This window comes from Plantactinospora sp. WMMB782 (genome assembly GCF_049179135.1).
In the GTDB taxonomy this organism is placed as follows: domain Bacteria; phylum Actinomycetota; class Actinomycetes; order Mycobacteriales; family Micromonosporaceae; genus Plantactinospora.
The window spans coordinates 8,140,815-8,158,197 of sequence record NZ_JBMHMC010000007.1; the positions used below are offsets into that span (position 1 = coordinate 8,140,815).

10 protein-coding genes are annotated in these 17,383 nt (G+C 73.3%); 6 read left to right on the forward strand and 4 right to left on the reverse strand.

All coding sequences use genetic code 11. From position 1 onward, the window contains the following. Positions 1–83 precede the first annotated feature (83 nt). On the forward strand, positions 84–1,817 hold the full coding sequence (locus ACN28A_RS38290; protein ID WP_421403940.1) for a RyR domain-containing protein: 1,734 nt from the start codon (positions 84–86) through the stop codon (positions 1,815–1,817). A gap of 20 nt (positions 1,818–1,837) precedes the next feature. Next, a complete protein-coding gene (locus ACN28A_RS38295; protein ID WP_421403942.1) occupies positions 1,838–2,320 on the forward strand; it encodes a hypothetical protein in 483 nt (160 codons plus the stop codon). Between the two features lie 15 nt (positions 2,321–2,335). On the opposite strand, the gene ACN28A_RS38300 is transcribed toward ACN28A_RS38295, so the two are convergent. Further along, entirely contained in the window at positions 2,336–3,433 is a 1,098-nt protein-coding gene (locus tag ACN28A_RS38300; RefSeq protein ID WP_421403944.1) for a hypothetical protein, read from the reverse strand. Between the two features lie 213 nt (positions 3,434–3,646). Between ACN28A_RS38300 and ACN28A_RS38305 the strand changes: the two genes are divergently transcribed. The 3 genes from ACN28A_RS38305 (at position 3,647) to ACN28A_RS38315 (ending at position 7,762) form a co-directional block, all read left to right on the forward strand. Next, a complete protein-coding gene (locus ACN28A_RS38305) occupies positions 3,647–5,281 on the forward strand; it encodes a peptide ABC transporter substrate-binding protein (RefSeq protein ID WP_421403946.1) in 1,635 nt (544 codons plus the stop codon). Positions 5,282–5,417: 136 nt separating this feature from the next. After that, entirely contained in the window at positions 5,418–6,563 is a 1,146-nt protein-coding gene (locus ACN28A_RS38310) for a hypothetical protein (protein ID WP_421403948.1), read from the forward strand. Between the two features lie 182 nt (positions 6,564–6,745). Further along, positions 6,746–7,762: a phosphotransferase gene (locus ACN28A_RS38315; RefSeq protein WP_421403950.1), complete on the forward strand. Its 1,017-nt coding sequence runs from the start codon at positions 6,746–6,748 to the stop codon at positions 7,760–7,762. A 9-nt stretch (positions 7,763–7,771) separates the two neighbouring features. On the opposite strand, the gene ACN28A_RS38320 is transcribed toward ACN28A_RS38315, so the two are convergent. The 3 genes from ACN28A_RS38320 to ACN28A_RS38330 form a co-directional block, all read right to left on the reverse strand. Next, entirely contained in the window at positions 7,772–9,565 is a 1,794-nt protein-coding gene (locus tag ACN28A_RS38320; protein WP_421403952.1) for a glycoside hydrolase family 15 protein, read from the reverse strand. Between the two features lie 244 nt (positions 9,566–9,809). Continuing rightward, positions 9,810–15,416: a pullulanase-type alpha-1,6-glucosidase gene (pulA, locus tag ACN28A_RS38325; RefSeq protein WP_421403954.1), complete on the reverse strand. Its 5,607-nt coding sequence runs from the start codon at positions 15,414–15,416 to the stop codon at positions 9,810–9,812. A gap of 57 nt (positions 15,417–15,473) precedes the next feature. After that, positions 15,474–16,370, reverse strand: a complete 897-nt coding sequence (locus ACN28A_RS38330; RefSeq protein ID WP_421403955.1) for a dihydrodipicolinate synthase family protein — start codon at positions 16,368–16,370, stop codon at positions 15,474–15,476. A 71-nt stretch (positions 16,371–16,441) separates the two neighbouring features. Between ACN28A_RS38330 and ACN28A_RS38335 the strand changes: the two genes are divergently transcribed. After that, positions 16,442–17,335, forward strand: a complete 894-nt coding sequence (locus tag ACN28A_RS38335) for a LysR family transcriptional regulator (protein ID WP_421403957.1) — start codon at positions 16,442–16,444, stop codon at positions 17,333–17,335. Positions 17,336–17,383 lie beyond the last annotated feature (48 nt).

Genomic DNA, 17,383 nt, shown 5'->3' on the forward strand with positions numbered 1-17,383 from the left:
ATCGTTTTCACGTTCGCTGTCGGCGGACCGCGACGGTACGATGGCGCTGCGTCGTCACACCGGAGAAGCAGGAGAGGTGTGGTGTGCCCGGACACAGCCTCGGCGAGCCGTCCCGCGTACCGACCAGGAGTGTGCTCCGGCCGATCTTCGCGCTCGCCGGCGCGGTCGCCTTCGTCTGCGGCTACATCGGGCTCTACCAGCACATCGACCGGGTCGGCGGCTACGGTACCGACCCGTTCGACCTCTTCTACTACGACCTGCAGCTCTTCGTGCTCGGGTCACCCCCGCTGGACGAGGGCGGGCCGTTCCCGCCGCTGCTGGACTTCGCCCGGTTCGCGGCGCCGGCCGTCACCGCGTACGCCGTGGTGGAGGCGTGCCGGCTGCTCTTCGCCACCGAGCTGCGCCGGCTGCGTGACCGCAACGCCCGCGGACACGTCATCGTCTGCGGCGACGGCCTGGTAGCGGACACCCTGGCCCGCCGGCTCCGGGCCGCCGGGCACCGGGTGGTGGCGGTCCGCTCCGACGACACCACCCCGGCCGGTCCCGGGCAGGTGGCGCGGGCGGCCCGGGATCCGGCCGTGCTGCGCGGCGCCGGCATCGGGCGGGCCAGGGCGGTCTACGCGTGTACCGACGACAGCGCCACCAACGCGGCGATCGGGCTGGCCGCGGCCCGGCACGGCCGTTCCCCGCTGGCCGTCTACGCCCAGATCGCCGACCCGGAACTCTGCCTCGCCCTACAGGCCCGGCACCTCGGGTTGGCCCGGCACCCCGGCGCCCGGCTGGACTTCTTCAACATCGACGACCTGGCCGCCCGGAAACTCTTCGCCGAGGACCCGCTGACCGCCGTCGACGGCCGGCCGCCCCGGGTGGTGGTGCTCGGCGCCACCGCCTTCGGCCGGGCGGTACTCGTCGAACTGGCCCGCCGCTGGCGGGTACGCGACCCGCACGGCGCCCGCCGGGTGCCGCTGGTACTCGTCGACGAGGCGGCCACCGAGGCGGCGGCCCAGCTCACCCACCGCTACCCGTTCCTCGCCCGGGTCTGCCGGATCGTCCCGCTCGACGGCGGCCTCGGCGAGCTGCTCGACCAGTTGCCCCGGGCCGGCTTCCCGCTCCCGCCGGACCGGGTCTTCATCTGCTACGACGACGAGGAGCGGGCGCTGAAGACGGCGCTCACCGCCGAGCAGCTCTGGCACGGCGGCCCCGGCTCGATGGTGGTCCGGCTGGACCGGCTGGCGAACCTGCGGGAGGCGTTCGGCAGCGGGCACGGCCTCGGCGTCCTCGACGACCTCTCCGGTGCGCTCCGGCTCTACGGCGTGGTGCACGCCGCCTGCGATCCGGCGCTGATCGGGGACGACCTGGTGGAGCGGCTGGCCCGGGTGATCCACGAGAGTTACGTGGTGGCCCGGCGCCGGCACGGCGAGCGGCCCGGCGGCAATCCCGCGCTGGTGCCCTGGGAGGAGTTGCCGGAGTCGCTGCGCCGGGCGAACCGTGCCCAGGCCAAGGACATCGGCCGGAAGCTGCGCGAGCTCGGCTGTGCCCTGTCGCCCCGGGTCGGTCCGGCTGACGAGCACGCCCTGGAGGAGCCGGAGATCGAACGACTCGCCGTCCTGGAACACCAGCGTTGGCTGGCGGAGCAGGTGGCGAGCGGGTGGCGGTACGCGCCGGACCGGGACGACGAGCGGCGCCTCCATCCGGCGTTGAGCCCCTGGGAGGATCTACGGGAAGATCTCCGGGAGCGTAACCACGAGGCGGTCCGGGAACTCCCGGTCATCCTGGCCGACGCGGGCTTCCGGATCGTCCGCGTCGGGCACGCGTAACCACGAACGGACGGTGCTCGATGACCCGGATCGGTGTCACTGGGCACGTGATGCTCGCCGACGGCACGGCGGAACTGGTCTACGCCCGGCTCACCGAGGAGCTGCGCCCGTACGCCGGGCCGGAGCTGCACGGGATCACCTGCCTCGCCGACGGTGCCGACCAGCTCTTCGCCCGGGCGGTACTCGCCTGCGGCGGGAGCTACGAGGCGGTGATCCCCTCCCTGGACTACCGGCAACGGGCGGTACGGGAGCACAACCTGCGCGACTTCGACGAGTTGCTGCGCGGGGCCACCTCGGTGTCGTACATGCCGTTCCCGTGTTCGGGCCGGGAGGCGTACCTGGCGGCGAGCCTGGAGATGCTCCGCCGGTGCGAGCGGCTCTTCGCGATCTGGGACGGCCACCCGTCGGCGGACGTGGGTGACACCGCGGACGTGGTCCGGGCCGCCCACGAACGCCAACTGCCGGTCACCGTACTCTGGCCGTCCGGGGCGCGGCGGCAGTGACCGGCCGGAGCGCTCTCAGCGCCGGATGACCGCGTCGTAGCTGCTGAGCAGCGCGCGGGCCAGCGGGGTGAGGGTGTGGTGGGCGGCCTTGCCGTGCCGGGTGGTGCGCAGCAGCCCGGCGTCGCGGAGCACGCTGGCGTGCTGGGACGCGGACGGGGTGCTGATGCCGGCCCGCCGGGCCAGGTCGGTGGTGTTCGCCCCGACCAGGGCGGCCCGGAGGACCGCGGCCCGGGAGCGCCCGAGTAGCGCGGTCAGCGGATCGCCGGTGGCGGCGGTGGCCGCGAGCGCGTACGCCGGCACCGGCCGGTGGCCCGGCGCACGGCCGCCCGGGGCGCGTGGCCGGCGCACCGGATAGCCCAGCACGACCGAGTCCGGCCGGGTGCCGACCCAGGGCCGCCGGGCGAAGACCGACGGCACCAGCAACAGGCCGGTGCCGTTGGGCCGCAGATCCAGGTCGGCCGCGGAGGTCACCGAGAGCACCGGGTTGCGCCACACCGCCCACGGGTCGAACATCGCCAGCAGTGCCTGCACCCCGCCGGTGGCCAGGGCCCGGCTGCGCTCGTTGACGTCCAGCCGGACCACCGACTCCCAGGCGGTCAGTTCGGTGCCGACCCGCCGCTCGTAGTAGCCCCGCACCGCCGCCGCCAGGCTCCGGCCCCGGCCCGCCGAGGTGGTGAGCAGCCAGGCGAGGGCCCCTTCCAGGGTCCGGTCCTCGGAGAGCGGGGCGAGCAGCTCGGCCGAACCAGCCGGTCCAGCCACGCCGGCCGGGTCGACCGGGGCGGTTCGGCCGGCCGGGCCGTCCCCTGGTGGCGTGGCCGGGCCGCTCCGGCCGGGCCGGCCGTCCGGAGGTGGCGTGGCCAAGCCGGTGCGGCCGGCCGGGCCGGCGCCGGCCGACTCGGCCAGTTCGCGCAGCCAGCCGGCGAGGTCCGGGCCGTCAGCCGGGTCCGGCGCGTCGCCGGCCGGGGAGCCGGCCAGGCTGACGACCACCTCGTACAGCGGCAGCGGTGCCGGGGCGATCCGGGTCCGGGCGATGTCCTCGGGGCCCAACCAGATCCGGATCATCACCACCTCCAGGCCCCGGCCGGCGGTCCGGCCCGACTGCTGTCTGCTCACCAGACGCGGTCGCCCCGCCGCCCAGTTGTCGACTTCCCGGACGGTTTGGACCCAGTCAAAAGCATTGCCCGGACGGGCTGATCGGCTCGTAACTGGGAGGCAGGAGCCGGCCGGTGAGGGCCTGGCCCGGCCGGACGGACGGACGGACCACCGTCATGCCCGGCGTACGCCGCCCGGGGGCTCGCGGTGCGGCGCCGATGCGAAGGAGGCTTCATGCCGGTGTCCAGACGGATCAGCTGGAGCGCGGCGGCGATGGCCGCCGTACTCGCCGCGACGGGATGCAGTGGCGGCGGCGGGGAGGCGAGCACCCCCGACGCGGACGCGGTGGTGCGGATCGGGATCGCCGAGCCGCAGCACCTGATCCCGTCGAACGCCACCGAGAGCGCCGGGGCGCAGGTGCTGGCCGCCCTCTACACCCCGCTGGTGGAGTTCGACGAGGACAGGAAGCCGGTCGAGGTGGCCGCCGAGTCGATCGAGTCGACAGACAACACACTGTGGACGGTCAAGCTGAAGAGCGGGTACACCTTCCACAACGGTGAGCCGGTCACCGCCGACAGCTACATCAACGCCTGGAACCACGCCGCGTACGGGCCGAACGGCAACGGCGGGGCGTACTTCTTCGGCCAGGTCCAGGGTTTCGACGACGTCCAGTCGACCGACCCGGACGGCGAGGGCCCGCAGAAGGCGCCGGAGCCGAAGGCGAAGAAGCTGACCGGCCTGCGGAAGGTGGACGACCTCACCTTCACCATCACCCTCTCCGGGCCGTTCGCGGAGTTCGAGTCCGTACTCGGCTACCACGTCTTCGCGCCGTTGCCGAACGCCGCGTGGGCCTCCGACGGGGTGCTGAAGGAGGGCTTCGAGGAGGCGCCGATCGGCAACGGCCCGTTCAGGATGAAGGGCAGCTGGCAGCACGACAGCCGGATCGAGGTCGAGCGGTACGACGCGCACCCCGGTCCGAAGCCGAAGGTCGGCGGCGTGGCCTTCCAGATCTACCAGGCGCTCAGCGCCGACTACGCGGATCTGCTCGCCGGCAACAACGACGTGACCCGGCAGGTGCCGACCGAGGCGCTGGGCACCGCGCCCGGCGACCTGGGCGACCGGTTCAAGAAGAGTCCACTGTCGTCGTTCCAGTTCCTCGCCTTCCCCACCTTCCAGCCCGAGTTCGCGAAGGCGGAGGTACGCAAGGCGATCTCGATGGCGATCGACCGGGACGAGATCGTGAAGACCGTCTTCAAGGACTCGCAGACCTCGGCCAGGTCGTTCGTCTCCCCGCTGCTCGCCGGCGCCCGGCCGGACACCTGCGGCGAGGCGTGCCAGTTCGACCCGGCGAAGGCGAAGGCGGCGTACCAGGCGGCCGGCGGGCCGGCGAAGTTGCAGATCTCCTACAACGGCGACGGCGGCCACAAGGACTGGGTGGAGGCGACCTGCAACCAGCTCTCCAACAACCTCGGCGTGGACTGCACCAGTACGCCGGAGGCGCGCTTCGCCGACCTGCTGAACAAGGTGGAGGCGAAGACCCCGGTCGGGATGTTCCGGATGGGCTGGTCGATGGACTATCCGTCGATGCAGAACTACCTGGGTCCGATCTACACCACCGACGGGTCGTCGAACTACTACGGGTTCAGCAACGCCGACTTCGACCGGCTGGTTTCGGAGGGCGAACGGGCGCCGAACCAGGAGGAGGCGATCAAGAAGTACCAGGAGGCGGAGCAGATCCTCGCCCGGGAGATGCCGGTGATCCCACTGCGGTTCGGGCAGAACAACTTCGGCCACTCGACCCGGGTCGGCAACGTCGAGCTGAACCCGCAGGGCCAGGTCGACCTGTTGAAGATCGAGGTGACCGGCTGACCGGCTGACCGGTTGACCAGCTGAGCGGAGGTGCGGCGTGCGCCGGCCGGCGGTAAGCACTCGGTAAGGATTCCCGGAGTCGGGAACTGTCATGATCGATGCGCCGATGAAGGTGATGTCGACATGGGGGTCACGAATGCCAGAACGGGTAACCACACGTCGTCTCCTCGTCGCCACCGTGGGCCTGGCCACGGTGCTGACACCGACTCCGGCCGCTGCGGAGGCTGCGGCCGGGGTCGGCGCGACCGAACTACCGACGTACACCTATGTCGACCTGGGGCCGCTCGGCAGACTGCCGGACGGCCGCAGCTTCAGCGAGGCGGCGACGGTGAACGCCGCCGGAGTGGTGGCCGGGCTGTCGACGACCTCGCGGCCCGGCTACAGCCTGCACGCCACCGTCTGGACCGGTGGGGTGCCGCAGGACCTCGGCACGCTCACCGGCACCGCGTACTCGTCGAGTCAGGCACACGACCTGACCGACGCCGGCGTCGTGGTCGGCGCCACGCACGTCGACGCCACCGACCCGATGCACGCGTTCGTGTACCGCGACGGTGTCATGTCCGACCTCGGCACCGGATTCGGGGCGGGCAGCGGCAGTGTCGCCACCGGGGTCAACGACGCCGGTGTGGTCGTCGGCTGGCGGTACCAGAAGCAGGGCGCCCCGCACCGGGGGGTCGTCTGGCGCGACGGCGAGATGATCGAGATCGGTTCGCTGGGCGGCAGCGCCGGCCCCTGGGGGACGCTGAGCGTCGCGAACGCGATCAACAACCACGGACAGGTGGTGGGTGCCGCCGCGACCCCCGACGGACCCCTGCACGGATTCGTGTGGCAGGACGGGGTACTGCGCGACCTGGGCACCCTTGGCGGCGCCACCGAGTCGACGACGGCGAACGACATCAACGACCAGGGACAGGTGGTCGGGCAGTCACAGGACGGGCAGGGACGGACGCGCGCATTCCTGTGGCGGGACGGAGACCTGCGTGACCTGGGCGGGTTGGCCGGCCAGCAGTCGTCGGCGGCGAACGGCGTCAACGAGGCGGGGCAGGTGGTCGGCAGTGCGTGGTCGGCGGTGGACCCGCCGAACAACCACGCCGTCCTCTGGACCGACGGCACGATCGTCGACCTCAACGAGCAGGTACCGGGCCTGCCCAGCTCCGTGACGCTCCGGTCGGCACAGGACATCAACGACGACGGCCTGATCGTCGGGACCGCCTGTCCGGTCCCGTGCCACCTCGGCGGTGACCGGGAGCAGCGCGGATTCCTGCTCACCCCGGTCGGCTGACCGAAGCCCTGCCGGCGTGCCACGCTCGCCCTTCCGGTACGCCGGCCGGACGCGGGATCAGCGGACTCGTCCGGTCCTGCCGGGTGACCGGGGCGGTCCTGCCGGGTGACCGGGGCGGTCCTGCCGGGTGACCGGGGCGAAAACCGGTTGCCGGTGCTGCCCGCCGGTTCCAGGGTGAATGGGTGCTGACGCCGCCCGACGACCTCCCCGAGGAAACACTCCGATCAGCGCTGGCCCGGCACTGGGGACTGTCGGCCGACTCGCTCGGATACCGGGCGGTGGGGCGGGGCAGCCACCACTGGGAGGTCACCGACGCCGGGGGCGGCCGGTGGTTCGTCTCGGTCGACGACCTCGGCACCAAGCGGCTCGGCCTGGCCGACCCGCTCGACGCGGCGTACCAGCGGCTGCGGGCCGCGCTGGACACCGCCCGGCGACTGCGCGAACACGGCTGTGCGTTCGTGGTGGCACCGGTGCCCACCCGGGACGGCGAGTCGCTGGTGGGCGTCGGCGACCGCTTCGGGGTGGCGGTCTACCCGTACCTGACCGGGGAGAGCTTCCAGTGGGGCGAGTGGGCCTCGGCCGCGCACCGCCGGGGCGTACTCGATCTGGTCGTCGCGGTGCACGCGGCGCCGGCGGCAACCAGCGAGGTCGCCCTGGTCGACGACTTCGCCGTCCCGCACCGGGACGAGTTGGAGCTGGGGCTGGCCGGCGCCCGCGCCCCCGACACCGGCCCGTACGCGCGGCTCGCCGCCCGGCTGCTCGTCGAGTACGCGGCACCGGTCCGCCGGCTGCTCGCCCGGCACGCCGAACTCGCCGACGCGGCGCGGGCCCGGCCGGACCGGATGGTCCTCACCCACGGCGAGCCGCATCCCGGCAACACCATGCTCGGCGCCGACGGCTGGCGGCTGATCGACTGGGACACCGTACGGATCGCGCCGCCCGAACGTGACCTGTGGCTTGTGGAGCCCGGCGACGGCTCGGTGCTCGACGCCTATGCCGAGGCGACCGGGGTGCCGCCGCAGGGCGAGATGCTGGAGCTGTACCGCAGCTGGTGGCACCTTGCCGACGTCGCCGAGGAGACCAGCCGGTTCCGCGCCCCGCACACCGGCACCGAGGACGACGACGAGTCGTTCGCGATCCTGCGCTCGGTGCTCGACCACATCGGCACACTGCCGGCCGGCGGCACCGGACCGCGATGACCGGCGACGTCAGATCACGGTGGTCTCCGGTGTGGGGCGACCGGTGGTGGCCGAGGTGAGCCGCCAGGCCGCCGAGATCACCCCGATGTGCGAGAACGCCTGTGGGAAGTTGCCGAGTTGTTCACCCGTACGCAGGTCGATCTGCTCGGCGAAGAGACCGAGGTCGTTGGTCCGGGCCATCATCCGGGTGAAGAGGTCCTCGGCCCGGTCCTGCTCGCCGAGCAGGGCCAGACAACCCACCAGCCAGAACGAGCAGATGACGAAGCCGGCGGCGTCGCCGGGCCAGCGCCGGACGAGACCGTCGGTGGTCAACTCCCGTTCGATCCGCTCGATCGTCGCGCGCATCCGCGGGTCGGTCGCGGAAACGATTCCCACCAGCGGAAAGGCCAGGACCGAGGCGTCCAGCCGATCCGACCCGAGGGCCTCGGTGTAGGCACCCACCCGGGGGTTCCAGCCGTCTTCGAGGGTCACCCGCCGGATCTCGTCGCGGACCGCCGCCCACCGGGCCAGCTCGTCCGGGCCGCCGAGCACCGCGCCGAACCGCACGGCCCGGTCCAGTGCGATCCAACACCCCATCTTGCCCGTGAGGTAGTGCCGCTCCCGGTCCCGGAGTTCCCACACGCCCGAGTCCGGCAGCCGCCACGTCTCGACCGCCCGCTCGGTGAGCGAGCGCAGCAGCCGGCGTACGGACACGGGCATCGGGTCGAGGCGCCTGCGCAGCAGCCAGGCGGCGTCGAGCACCTGCCCGAGTACGTCCTGCTGCCGCTGCCGCCAGGCGTCGTTGCCGAGCAGCACCGGACCGCCCGGCCCGCCCAGCGTGCCGAGTTCCCGCTCGGCCAGGTCGCGTTCACCCTCCACGCCGAGCAGGATCGGTATCGCGGTCAGGTCGACATCCCCGACCGACTCGGCCAGCCAGCCGAACAACCTGTCCGCCTCGGTCGGGCAGGCGGCGACGGAGAGCATCCGCAGGGTGAGGCTGAAGTCGCGCAGCCAGACATAGCGGTAGTCGTAGTTGTCGTGACCCTCCGGGCGCACCGGCACCGACGTGGTGGCCGCCGCCACGACACCACCGCTGGGCTGGTAGGTCAACCCCTTCAGTACCAGCGTGCTGCGCCGGACCGGATCGGAGTGCTGCCCCACGTAGTCGTGCTCCGACATCCAGGACCGCCAGCCCTCGACCGTGTCGGCGAGTGCCGCCGGCACGTCCGGAGGGATCGGTTGTCCCTCGTGGTAGGTCGACCAGTGCGCCAGCGCGAAGGTCTCCCGCTGGCCAGCCGCCACGGCGAAGGCGGCCGAGGCCGAGGTCTTGCGGCAGTCCACCGGCACGGTGGCGGTCATCCCGAGAGTTCCGCCGGCCGCGCTGCCGACCACCTGCTGGCCGCGCGTTTCGAGGTACGCCCGCACCCGCCCGTACTCGAAGTGCGGTGCGTAGGCCATCTCCATCGGCACTTGCCCGGCAAGCCCCTCGACCAGGCGCAGCAGCAGAGCGGGCGGTTCCAGCCCGATGTCGTGCCCCCGGCCACACCCCAGGGCCAGCGCGTCGGTGACCGCCACCGACCCGTCCCCGGTGTGGAAGACGGTACGCAGCACAAGCGTGTCCGGCAGGTAGTCCCGCTCGACCCGGTAGTCGCCGGCCGGGCGGATCGACCAGTGCCCGCCGTCGTCGTCGAGTACCCGGGCGAAGACGGAGGGCGCGTCGAACCGGGTCGGGCACCACCAGTCCACCGAACCGTCCCGGCCGACCAGCGCCCCGGTCCGGCCGTCGGCGAGATAGCCGTAGTCGTCGATCCGGCGGACACTCATCGCAGGCGCACCCCCGGCTTGGTCGATGTCCGAGAACGCACACCCGGACATTCCGACAACGCACGCTCGGACATCCCGGGATGTCCGTTTCCATGGCGGTGTCAACGCTCGGATACCCCACTCCGCCGTGCTTAACCGACTGGTGGCGTCGTCAGGTGGTCGGTGGCGGCGCCGGGCGGTGTCCCGGTGACTGGTGACCCGAACCGGGCTGGCGGGCGCCCGGCCCACCACCCGTCCGGCCCGTTCAGTACGGTTCGACGTACACGGCGACGCTGCGCGCCGGAACGGTGAAGGTGCCGGTGGCGCTGTCGAACGACGCCGTCCGGAGTACCGGGTCGGCCGAGTTCCGCAGCACCGGATGCAACGACACGGCAGCGCCGCGCCGCCCGGCAACCGGCTGGGTCGCCGCCGCCGGGGTCGCGTTGAATACCACGGTCACCGACCGCCAGCGCGGGTCCAGCCCGGTCCCGTCCAGCCGCATCGTCAGCACCCCTGGCGTCTCCGCCGTCCCCGACAGCGGGAACGACACCCGGCGCTGCACCTGGGCCGCGTCGGCCAGCCCGAAGACCGGCGACGACGCGCGCACCCGGAGCAGCTCCCGGTAGCGTTCCTCGGCCAGCCCGATCGCCGCGCAGTCCGGCACCAGCGCCGGGTCGGCGAGCAGCGGCCGGGCGTACGGCCACTTGTCGGCGTTGTCGGCGGCCGGCGGAAGCCCCACCCCGAACCCGTTCCCCTCGGTGCAGTCCCAGCGGATCTGGTTGAACCAGTCGCCGCTGTTGTAGGAGTTCCGGTCCAGCGACTTCGACCGCAGCCGTTCACTGCCCGCCGTGACGAACCCGGTCCCCTGGCTCAGCACCGCCGTGGCCAGCGACAGCACCTGCATCCGGGCCCGGTCCGTCGTCGATGTCGCCTGCGGCAGCTTGTACGCGAGCGCGTCGTACAGGATCTCGTTGTCGTGCGCGTCGACGTAGCTGACCGCCTCGCCGGGTGCGGCGGTGTAGCCGGCCGGTGCGCCGTTGTAGTCGACCTGCGCCCCGGTCACCGTCTCGCCGGACGACGCGACGAACCGGTAGCCGGCCAGGTTGCCGGTCAGCCCGACCTTGAGCTGGTCCTGCTGGTGCAGCAGCCGGGCCCGCTGCTCGGCGGGGGTGCCGTTCACCGGGTCGCCGTTCGGGTCGGTGAACAGCCCGGACCCGAAGCCCTGCCGGCGCGGGTTGGCGTCGAACGGCCCGCCGCCGCGTACCGCGTCCCGCAGCCGGTCGTTGAAGGTGCCGATCCCGGTACCGGCCATGTTGGCCTGGGTCGCCTGGACGAACCGGACGTCGCCGGCCACCTCGCCGAAGTCCCAGCCCTCGCCGTAGAGCAGGATCGACCGCCCGTCCACGCCGTCCCGGGCCAGGGTCAACCGGTCCAGCGCGGCCCGGACCGCCAGGATGTTCGCCTTCGGGTGGTGGCCCATCAGGTCGAACCGGAACCCGTCCACCTTGTACGCCGTCGCCCAGGTGACGATCGAGTCGACCACCAGTTGGCCCATCATGGCGTGTTCCGGGGCGGTGTTGGCGCAGCAGGTGGAGTTGGCGACCGTGCCGTCGTCGAGCAGCCGGTGGTAGTAGCCGGGGACGACCTGGTCCAGCACGGACCTCGGGTCGGCGCCGGCGGCCGAGGTGTGGTTGTAGACGACGTCAAGCACCACCCGCAGCCCGGCCGCGTTCACTCCGGCGACCAGCTGCCGGAACTCGGTGCTGCGCCGGTCCGGGTCGACCGCGTACCCGCCCTCCGGGACGGTGTAGTGCAGCGGGTCGTACCCCCAGTTGTAGCCGTCGGTGTCCCGGACCGCGTCGACGCACTCCTGCTGGCGCTCCGAGCCCGCCGGTAGCGCCGCCAGGTCGCAGGCCGGCACGGCCTGGTCGGCCCGGCGTTCCGGGATGGTGGCGAAGTCGTTGGCCGGCAGCAGGTGCAGGTGGCTGACCCCGGCGTCGGCGAGCGACCGCAGGTGCCGCATCCCGGTGCTCGCCGGGTCGGTGAAGGCCAGGTACGTGCCCCGGCGCTGCGCCGACACCGACGCGTCGGCGATCGAGAAGTCCCGGACCGACACCTCCTGGATCTGGGTACGCGTCGCCGGCACCGCCGCCGGCTTGCGCAGTGCCGCCCAGCCGGCCGGGGCCAGTGCCGGGTCGGCCAGGTCGACGATCCGGCTGTGCGTGGAGTCCGGGGCCAGCGCCAGCGAATACGGGTCGGCGACCGAGGCGGTGCCGAGCTGCTGTGTCGCCGGCTGCCACGCCTGCACCCGGTAGCGGTAGTACCGGCCGAGCCAGGTCCGTTCGCCGCGCACCGACCAGATCCCGGTCCGGTCGTCGCGGCGCATCGGCACCACCCGGGGTGCCCCGGCCGGGGTGTCGTGCAGTTCCAGCGCCACGCTCCGGGCGGTCGGCGCCCAGACCGACAGGGTCGGCCGTCCCCGCTCGACCGTCGGGCCGAGCCGGGCGGCGGCAGCGGCCGGCGCGTAGAGGTCGTCGAGCACCCCGGGCAGTTGCACTCCGGTGGCACCGAGCAGGGCCCCGGCGGCGTCCCGCTCGGTGAGCACGAGCTGCCCGCGCAGCGCCGCCGGCACCTTCGTCCGGTCGCGCCGGTCCAGCCTGAACGCCTGGTACTGCCACAGGTGCGGGAACTTCGCGCGCTGTGCCTCGGTCGGCCCGCCCGGCACCGCCCGCAGCGGCAGTTCGGCGTACGTCCCGACGAGTTCGCCGTCCACCACCGCCAGCCCGCCGGTCGGGGCGCTGACCAGGGCGTACCGCCGGCCGTCGGTGGGCTGCCCCGGTGGCCGCAGCACCGTGGACCGGTCGACCCAGTGTGCCCGCTGTTTCGTGATGTCGAGGTCGGGTGCGGCGCTGCCGGTGGCCGGCAGCAGTCGGCCCGGTGTGCCGGCGAGCAGCCACGCCTGCCGGCCGGCGGTGCCGAAGTCGAGCCGCTGGTCGTCCGGCAGGTCCTTGGTGTCCCCGTTGTGGATGATGTAGCTCAGCCCGGTCGCCGCGGCGGCCAGCGGCACCCGGAAGGTGATCCCGAACTCGTCCCGGCCGGCCGGCGGCAGCGGGTCGGCCCAGTCGGTCGGGTCGGCCGCGCCGTCCCAGACGTGCAGCCCCCAGCCGGAGTAGTCGCCGTCGGCCCGGCGGTAGTGCAGCACGGCCACGCTCTCGTCGACCGGCGGGTCCGGTTGCCCGGTGGCCGCCCGGCGGCTCGGATAGACGGTCGGGTCGCCCTGCTTGAGCCAGATCTCGCCGGTCCGGGTCACGTCGACGGTACGGTCGACCGGCACGTCCTTGTCGCCCTGGCCGTTCACCACCAGGAAGCCGACCGTGCCGGCGCCCGGCTTCAGCTTCACCCAGGCGAACCGGCCGTAGGAGTCCTCCCCGGCGAACGGCTGCCCGGTCGGCCACGGCGTCTGGTACGCCGGATCGATGTCACCCCAGGCGTGCAGTTGCCAGTCCGGATATCCACCGGCCGGCCGCTGGTAGTGCACGACCAGCCAGTCCCGGGCGTCGTCCCGGGGCGGGGTGCCGACCGTCGCCGTCGACCGGGCGGTGCCGGTGCGCCCCGAGGAGTCCCGCACCACCGCCTTGTACTCGATCCGGGCGCCGCCCGGCAACCCGGCCAGGTCGTGGTACACCCGGTAGGGTACCGGCCCGCCCTGGTTGCGGGCCTGGCCGAGCAGCGTCCACGGTCCACCGTCGACCCGGGTCGCCACGGTGACGGTGGCCAGCGGGTCTCCGGTGACCTGGGCGACCACCCCGGCCCGGGTCGGCACCGCCGCGTCCGGGGCCGGGTCGGTGATCCGGACCGTCGGCGCGGCGGCGGGCCGGGCGATCGGGGTGGCGGCCCGGAGCACGACGGCGGAAAGCGGCGGCACGGTGACGGTCAGCCTGCCGTCCGGGCCGGCCTGGCTGGTCGCGTCCGAGCCGTAGATGCCGCTGAACGGGGTGCCCGGCGCCGACCAGGTGTCGACGGGAACGGTCTGTGCGGTCGGGGCGTTGTTGACCGCGGCGACGTACTCGACCCGGTCGGCGGGGGCGATCCGGGAGAAGGCGAAGACGCCGGGGCCGTCGGCGGCGTACCGGGTGACCTGGATGCCGTCCCGCAGTGCCGGGTGCGCCTTGCGCAGCGCCCCGAGCCCGGCGATCGTCCGATAGAGCGGGTGCGTCGGGTCGTACTGGTCGACGGCGTGGCTGCGGTCGGTGCCGAGCAGGTCGTCGTCGAGGTAGTCGGCGGTACGCGAGGCGAACATGTCCTGCCGGGCGTCCTTGTCGCCACCCGGCCCGGTGAAGCCCTGCTCGTCGCCGGAGTAGACGACCGGCTGTCCCCGGGTGAGGAACATCAGCTCGTGCGCGAGCTGGTCCCGGCGCAGGTGGCTGGCCGGGTCGGTGCCGCCGCTCGCGACGAACGAGCCGATCCGGCCCATGTCGTGGTTGCCCAGGAAGGTCGGCAGCCGGCCGGCGTCGGTGTCCCGGGCGGTGTAGAGGTCGTCGGCGGCGAACCCGTCGGCAAGCGCCTTCGCCGAGCCGCCGCCGCCGGCCACGTAACTGCGGGCGGCGTTCTGGAAGGTGAAGTCGAGGGTGGCCGGCAGCCCGCCCCGGCGGACGTAGGTCGAGGTGACCTCCGGGTCGGTGTCGTACACCTCGCCGAACATGAAGAAGTCCGGCTTGCCGGCCCGGCGGGCGGCCTGCTCCACCCCGGCCCGGAACTGCGGCCAGAACTCCAGGTTGACGTGCTTGGCGGTGTCCAGCCGGAAGCCGTCGACATCCAGCTCGGTGACCCAGTCGGCGAAGACCTCCGTCATCCCCCGGACCACCTCGGGGCGCTCGGTCCACAGGTCGTCCAGCCCGGCGAAGTCGCCGTACTCGCTGTTCTCGCCGACGAATGTGGAGTCGCCCCGGTTGTGGTACATCGTCGGGTCGTTCAGCCAGGCCGGCACCTTGACCGTCCGGTCCTCCTCGCTGGCGAAGGTCGGGGGGTACGGGAACGAGCCGGCGTCCACCGCCGGGAAGGCGCGGCTGCCGTCGGCGTGGTTGCGGTCCTCGAACGGCCGCCCCCGCGCGTCCCGGTAGGGCCGGCTCGCCTTGTCCTGGTAGCCGGTCTGGTTGTCGGGGTAGCGGATCACGTCGGCGGTGTGGTTGACGACGACGTCCAGATAGATCTTGATGCCCCGGCGGTGTGCCTCGCGGACCAGCCTCCGCAGCTCCTCGTTGGTGCCGAAGTGCGGGTCCACCCGGGTGAAGTCGGTGATCCAGTAGCCGTGGTAGCCGGCCGAGGCGTCCGCCCCGCTGCCCTGCACCGGCCGGTTGGCGAAGACCGGGGCGAGCCAGATCGCGGTGCTGCCGAGCCCCTGCACGTAGTCCAGCCGGTCCAGCAGGCCGCGCAGGTCACCGCCGTGGTAGAAGCCCTTGTCCGTCGGATCGTGCCCGTGCCGCAGCCGGTCGCCGGCCAGTCCGCCACGGTCGTTGCGGGGATCGCCGTTGGCGAACCGGTCCGGGAGGACGAAGTAGAACTGTTCGGCCCGGCCCCGGTCGGCGGCGGCCGCGTCGAGAAGCGCGTCGGCGGACGGTTCCGTCGTCCACTGTGCGGCCAACGCCGGGCCGCCGTCCGGGTTCCGGTGGCCCGGGTCGGCGACCGCGGCCGACCGGCCGGCGGGGTCGAGCGCCGGCCCGGCGACCGCACCGGCGCCGGCCAGCGGCAACGCCAGCACGGCGGCCAGGACCGACCCGAGGGTACGCGTCAGAGCGGTGCGGGCCGGGACGGTCCGCGTGCGCGACAGGACGGTGGGCGGCGGGACGGTGTGCGGCGAGGGCGGCGGCTTCATCGACGGCCTTCCTGTGGTCGCTGAAGTTCGCCCGCACGCTAGTCCTTTGCGGAAACTCTATGCAAGACCTTGCAACGAAAGCGTCCAGCATTCATCATCTTGCGCAAGCCGGATCGCCGTCCGTACCGTCTCCGGGTCCGGCGGAACCAGCGGCAGCCGTACCGCCGGGGTCGGGATGCGCCGCTGGGCGTGCAGCACCGCCTTGATCACCGTGGGATTCGGCTCGGCGAAGAGCGCGCTGGAGAGTGCGCCGAGCTGGTGCCCGAGCGACCGGGCCCGGACCGCGTCGCCGGCCCGCCACACCCGCGCCAGTTCCACGAACGCGGCCGTGCCGACGTGTGCCGAGGCCACGATGCCACCGTGCGCGCCGAGCGCCAGCAGCGGCGAGATAAGCGTGTCGTCCCCGCCGAGCACCGCGAAGCCTGGCGGCGGATCGGCCAGCAACTCGACGGTGCCGCCGTCGATCCCGCCGACCGTGTACTTGATCCCGGCAATCCCGGGCAGCTCCGCCAGCCGCCGGATGGCACCGGTCGAGAGCTGCTGACCGGTCCGGTACGGCACGTGGTAGACCAGCACCGGCACCGGACTGGCGGCGGTGAGTGCCGCGAAGTGCGCGAGTACGCCGGCTTCGCCGGGGCGCAGGAACGGCGGGACCAGGCTCAGCGCCGCCACCACCCCGGGGTGGCTCGGCAGCGCCGCCACCGCCTGCACCGTGTCGGCGCCGACGACGAGCGCGGCGTCCCGCTCCCGGCACACCCCCGCGACGACGTCGAGCACCGCCCGCCGCTCCCGGGCGTCCAGCGACGCCGGCTCTGCCGTGGTGCCCAGCGCCACCACACCGGCGACGCCGGCCCGCAACACCTGGTGCGTCAGTTCCTCCAGCGCGTCGAGCGCCACCGCGCCGGTGTCGTCGAACGGGGTGATCAGCGGTACGTACACACCGGTCAGCATCATGCGCACAGCGTCCGGCAGGCAGACCCGTAAGGTCCAGTTCAGCTTCCTACACAGATGCGTAAGCTCTACTGATGCTCGACGTACGCCGGCTCCGGCTGCTCCGTGACCTCGCCCGGCTCGGCACGATCGCGGCGGTGGCGCAGGCGCACACGTACACCCCGTCGGCGGTCTCGCAGCAACTGGCCGTACTCGAACGGGAGGCCGGGGTGGCGCTGCTGGAACGCACCGGGCGGCGGGTCACCCTCACCGGCGCCGGCCGGGTACTGGTCCGGCACGCCGAGACGGTGCTGGGCGCGCTGGAGCAGACCACCGCCGCACTCGCCGCCATCGCCACCGGACCGACCGGCCCGCTGCGGATCGGCGCCTACCCGACCGCCGTCCGTACCCTGCTCCCGGCCACCCTGGTCGCGCTCGGCCACCAGCATCCCGGGCTCGAACTGCGGGTCACCGAACTCGACCCGGTCGCGGTACCGGCCGGGCTGCGCGACCGCAGTCTCGACGTGGGCCTGCTGCACGACTACGACGTGGTACCCGTCGACCCCGACCCGGGGCTGGACACGGTGCCGCTGCTCGACGAGACGGTCTTCCTCGCCCTGCCCGGCGACCTCGGCGAGGTCGCCGACCCGCTGCGGGACAGCCGGGACGCCGCCTGGATCCTGGCCAGCCCCGGCACGCTCTGCCACACGGCGACCCTGCACGTCTGCCGGGCCGCCGGCTTCACCCCGCGCCCCCGGCACCACGCCGACGACTTCGCCACCGTACTGGCGCTGGTCGCCGCCGGGCAGGGCGTCTCGCTGATCCCCCAGCTCGCCGCCGCCCAGCCGCCGGCCGCGGTCCGGCTGGTCCCGCTGCCGACCCGGCGCCGGACCCGGATCGCCTACCGGCGCGGCGCCGCCGACCATCCGGCGACCGCCGCCTTCGTCACGGCGATCCGCGCCGCCACCAGCTCCTTCCTCGCCCGCTGACGGCGCTTCCGCACGAAAACCCGGCGGCGGGCAACGGCCAGGACTCCT

Bases quoted from the DNA above. Each gene is read 5' to 3' on its own strand.
- ACN28A_RS38295 (WP_421403942.1), top strand. From the start codon at position 1,838: ATGACCCGGATCGGTGTCACTGGGCACGTGATGCTCGCCGACGGCACG.
- ACN28A_RS38305 (WP_421403946.1), top strand. From the start codon at position 3,647: ATGCCGGTGTCCAGACGGATCAGCTGGAGCGCGGCGGCGATGGCCGCC.
- ACN28A_RS38310 (WP_421403948.1), top strand. From the start codon at position 5,418: ATGCCAGAACGGGTAACCACACGTCGTCTCCTCGTCGCCACCGTGGGC.
- ACN28A_RS38320 (WP_421403952.1), bottom strand. From the start codon at position 9,565: ATGAGTGTCCGCCGGATCGACGACTACGGCTATCTCGCCGACGGCCGG.
- pulA (WP_421403954.1), bottom strand. From the start codon at position 15,416: ATGAAGCCGCCGCCCTCGCCGCACACCGTCCCGCCGCCCACCGTCCTG.
- ACN28A_RS38330 (WP_421403955.1), bottom strand. From the start codon at position 16,370: ATGATGCTGACCGGTGTGTACGTACCGCTGATCACCCCGTTCGACGAC.
- ACN28A_RS38335 (WP_421403957.1), top strand. From the start codon at position 16,442: ATGCTCGACGTACGCCGGCTCCGGCTGCTCCGTGACCTCGCCCGGCTC.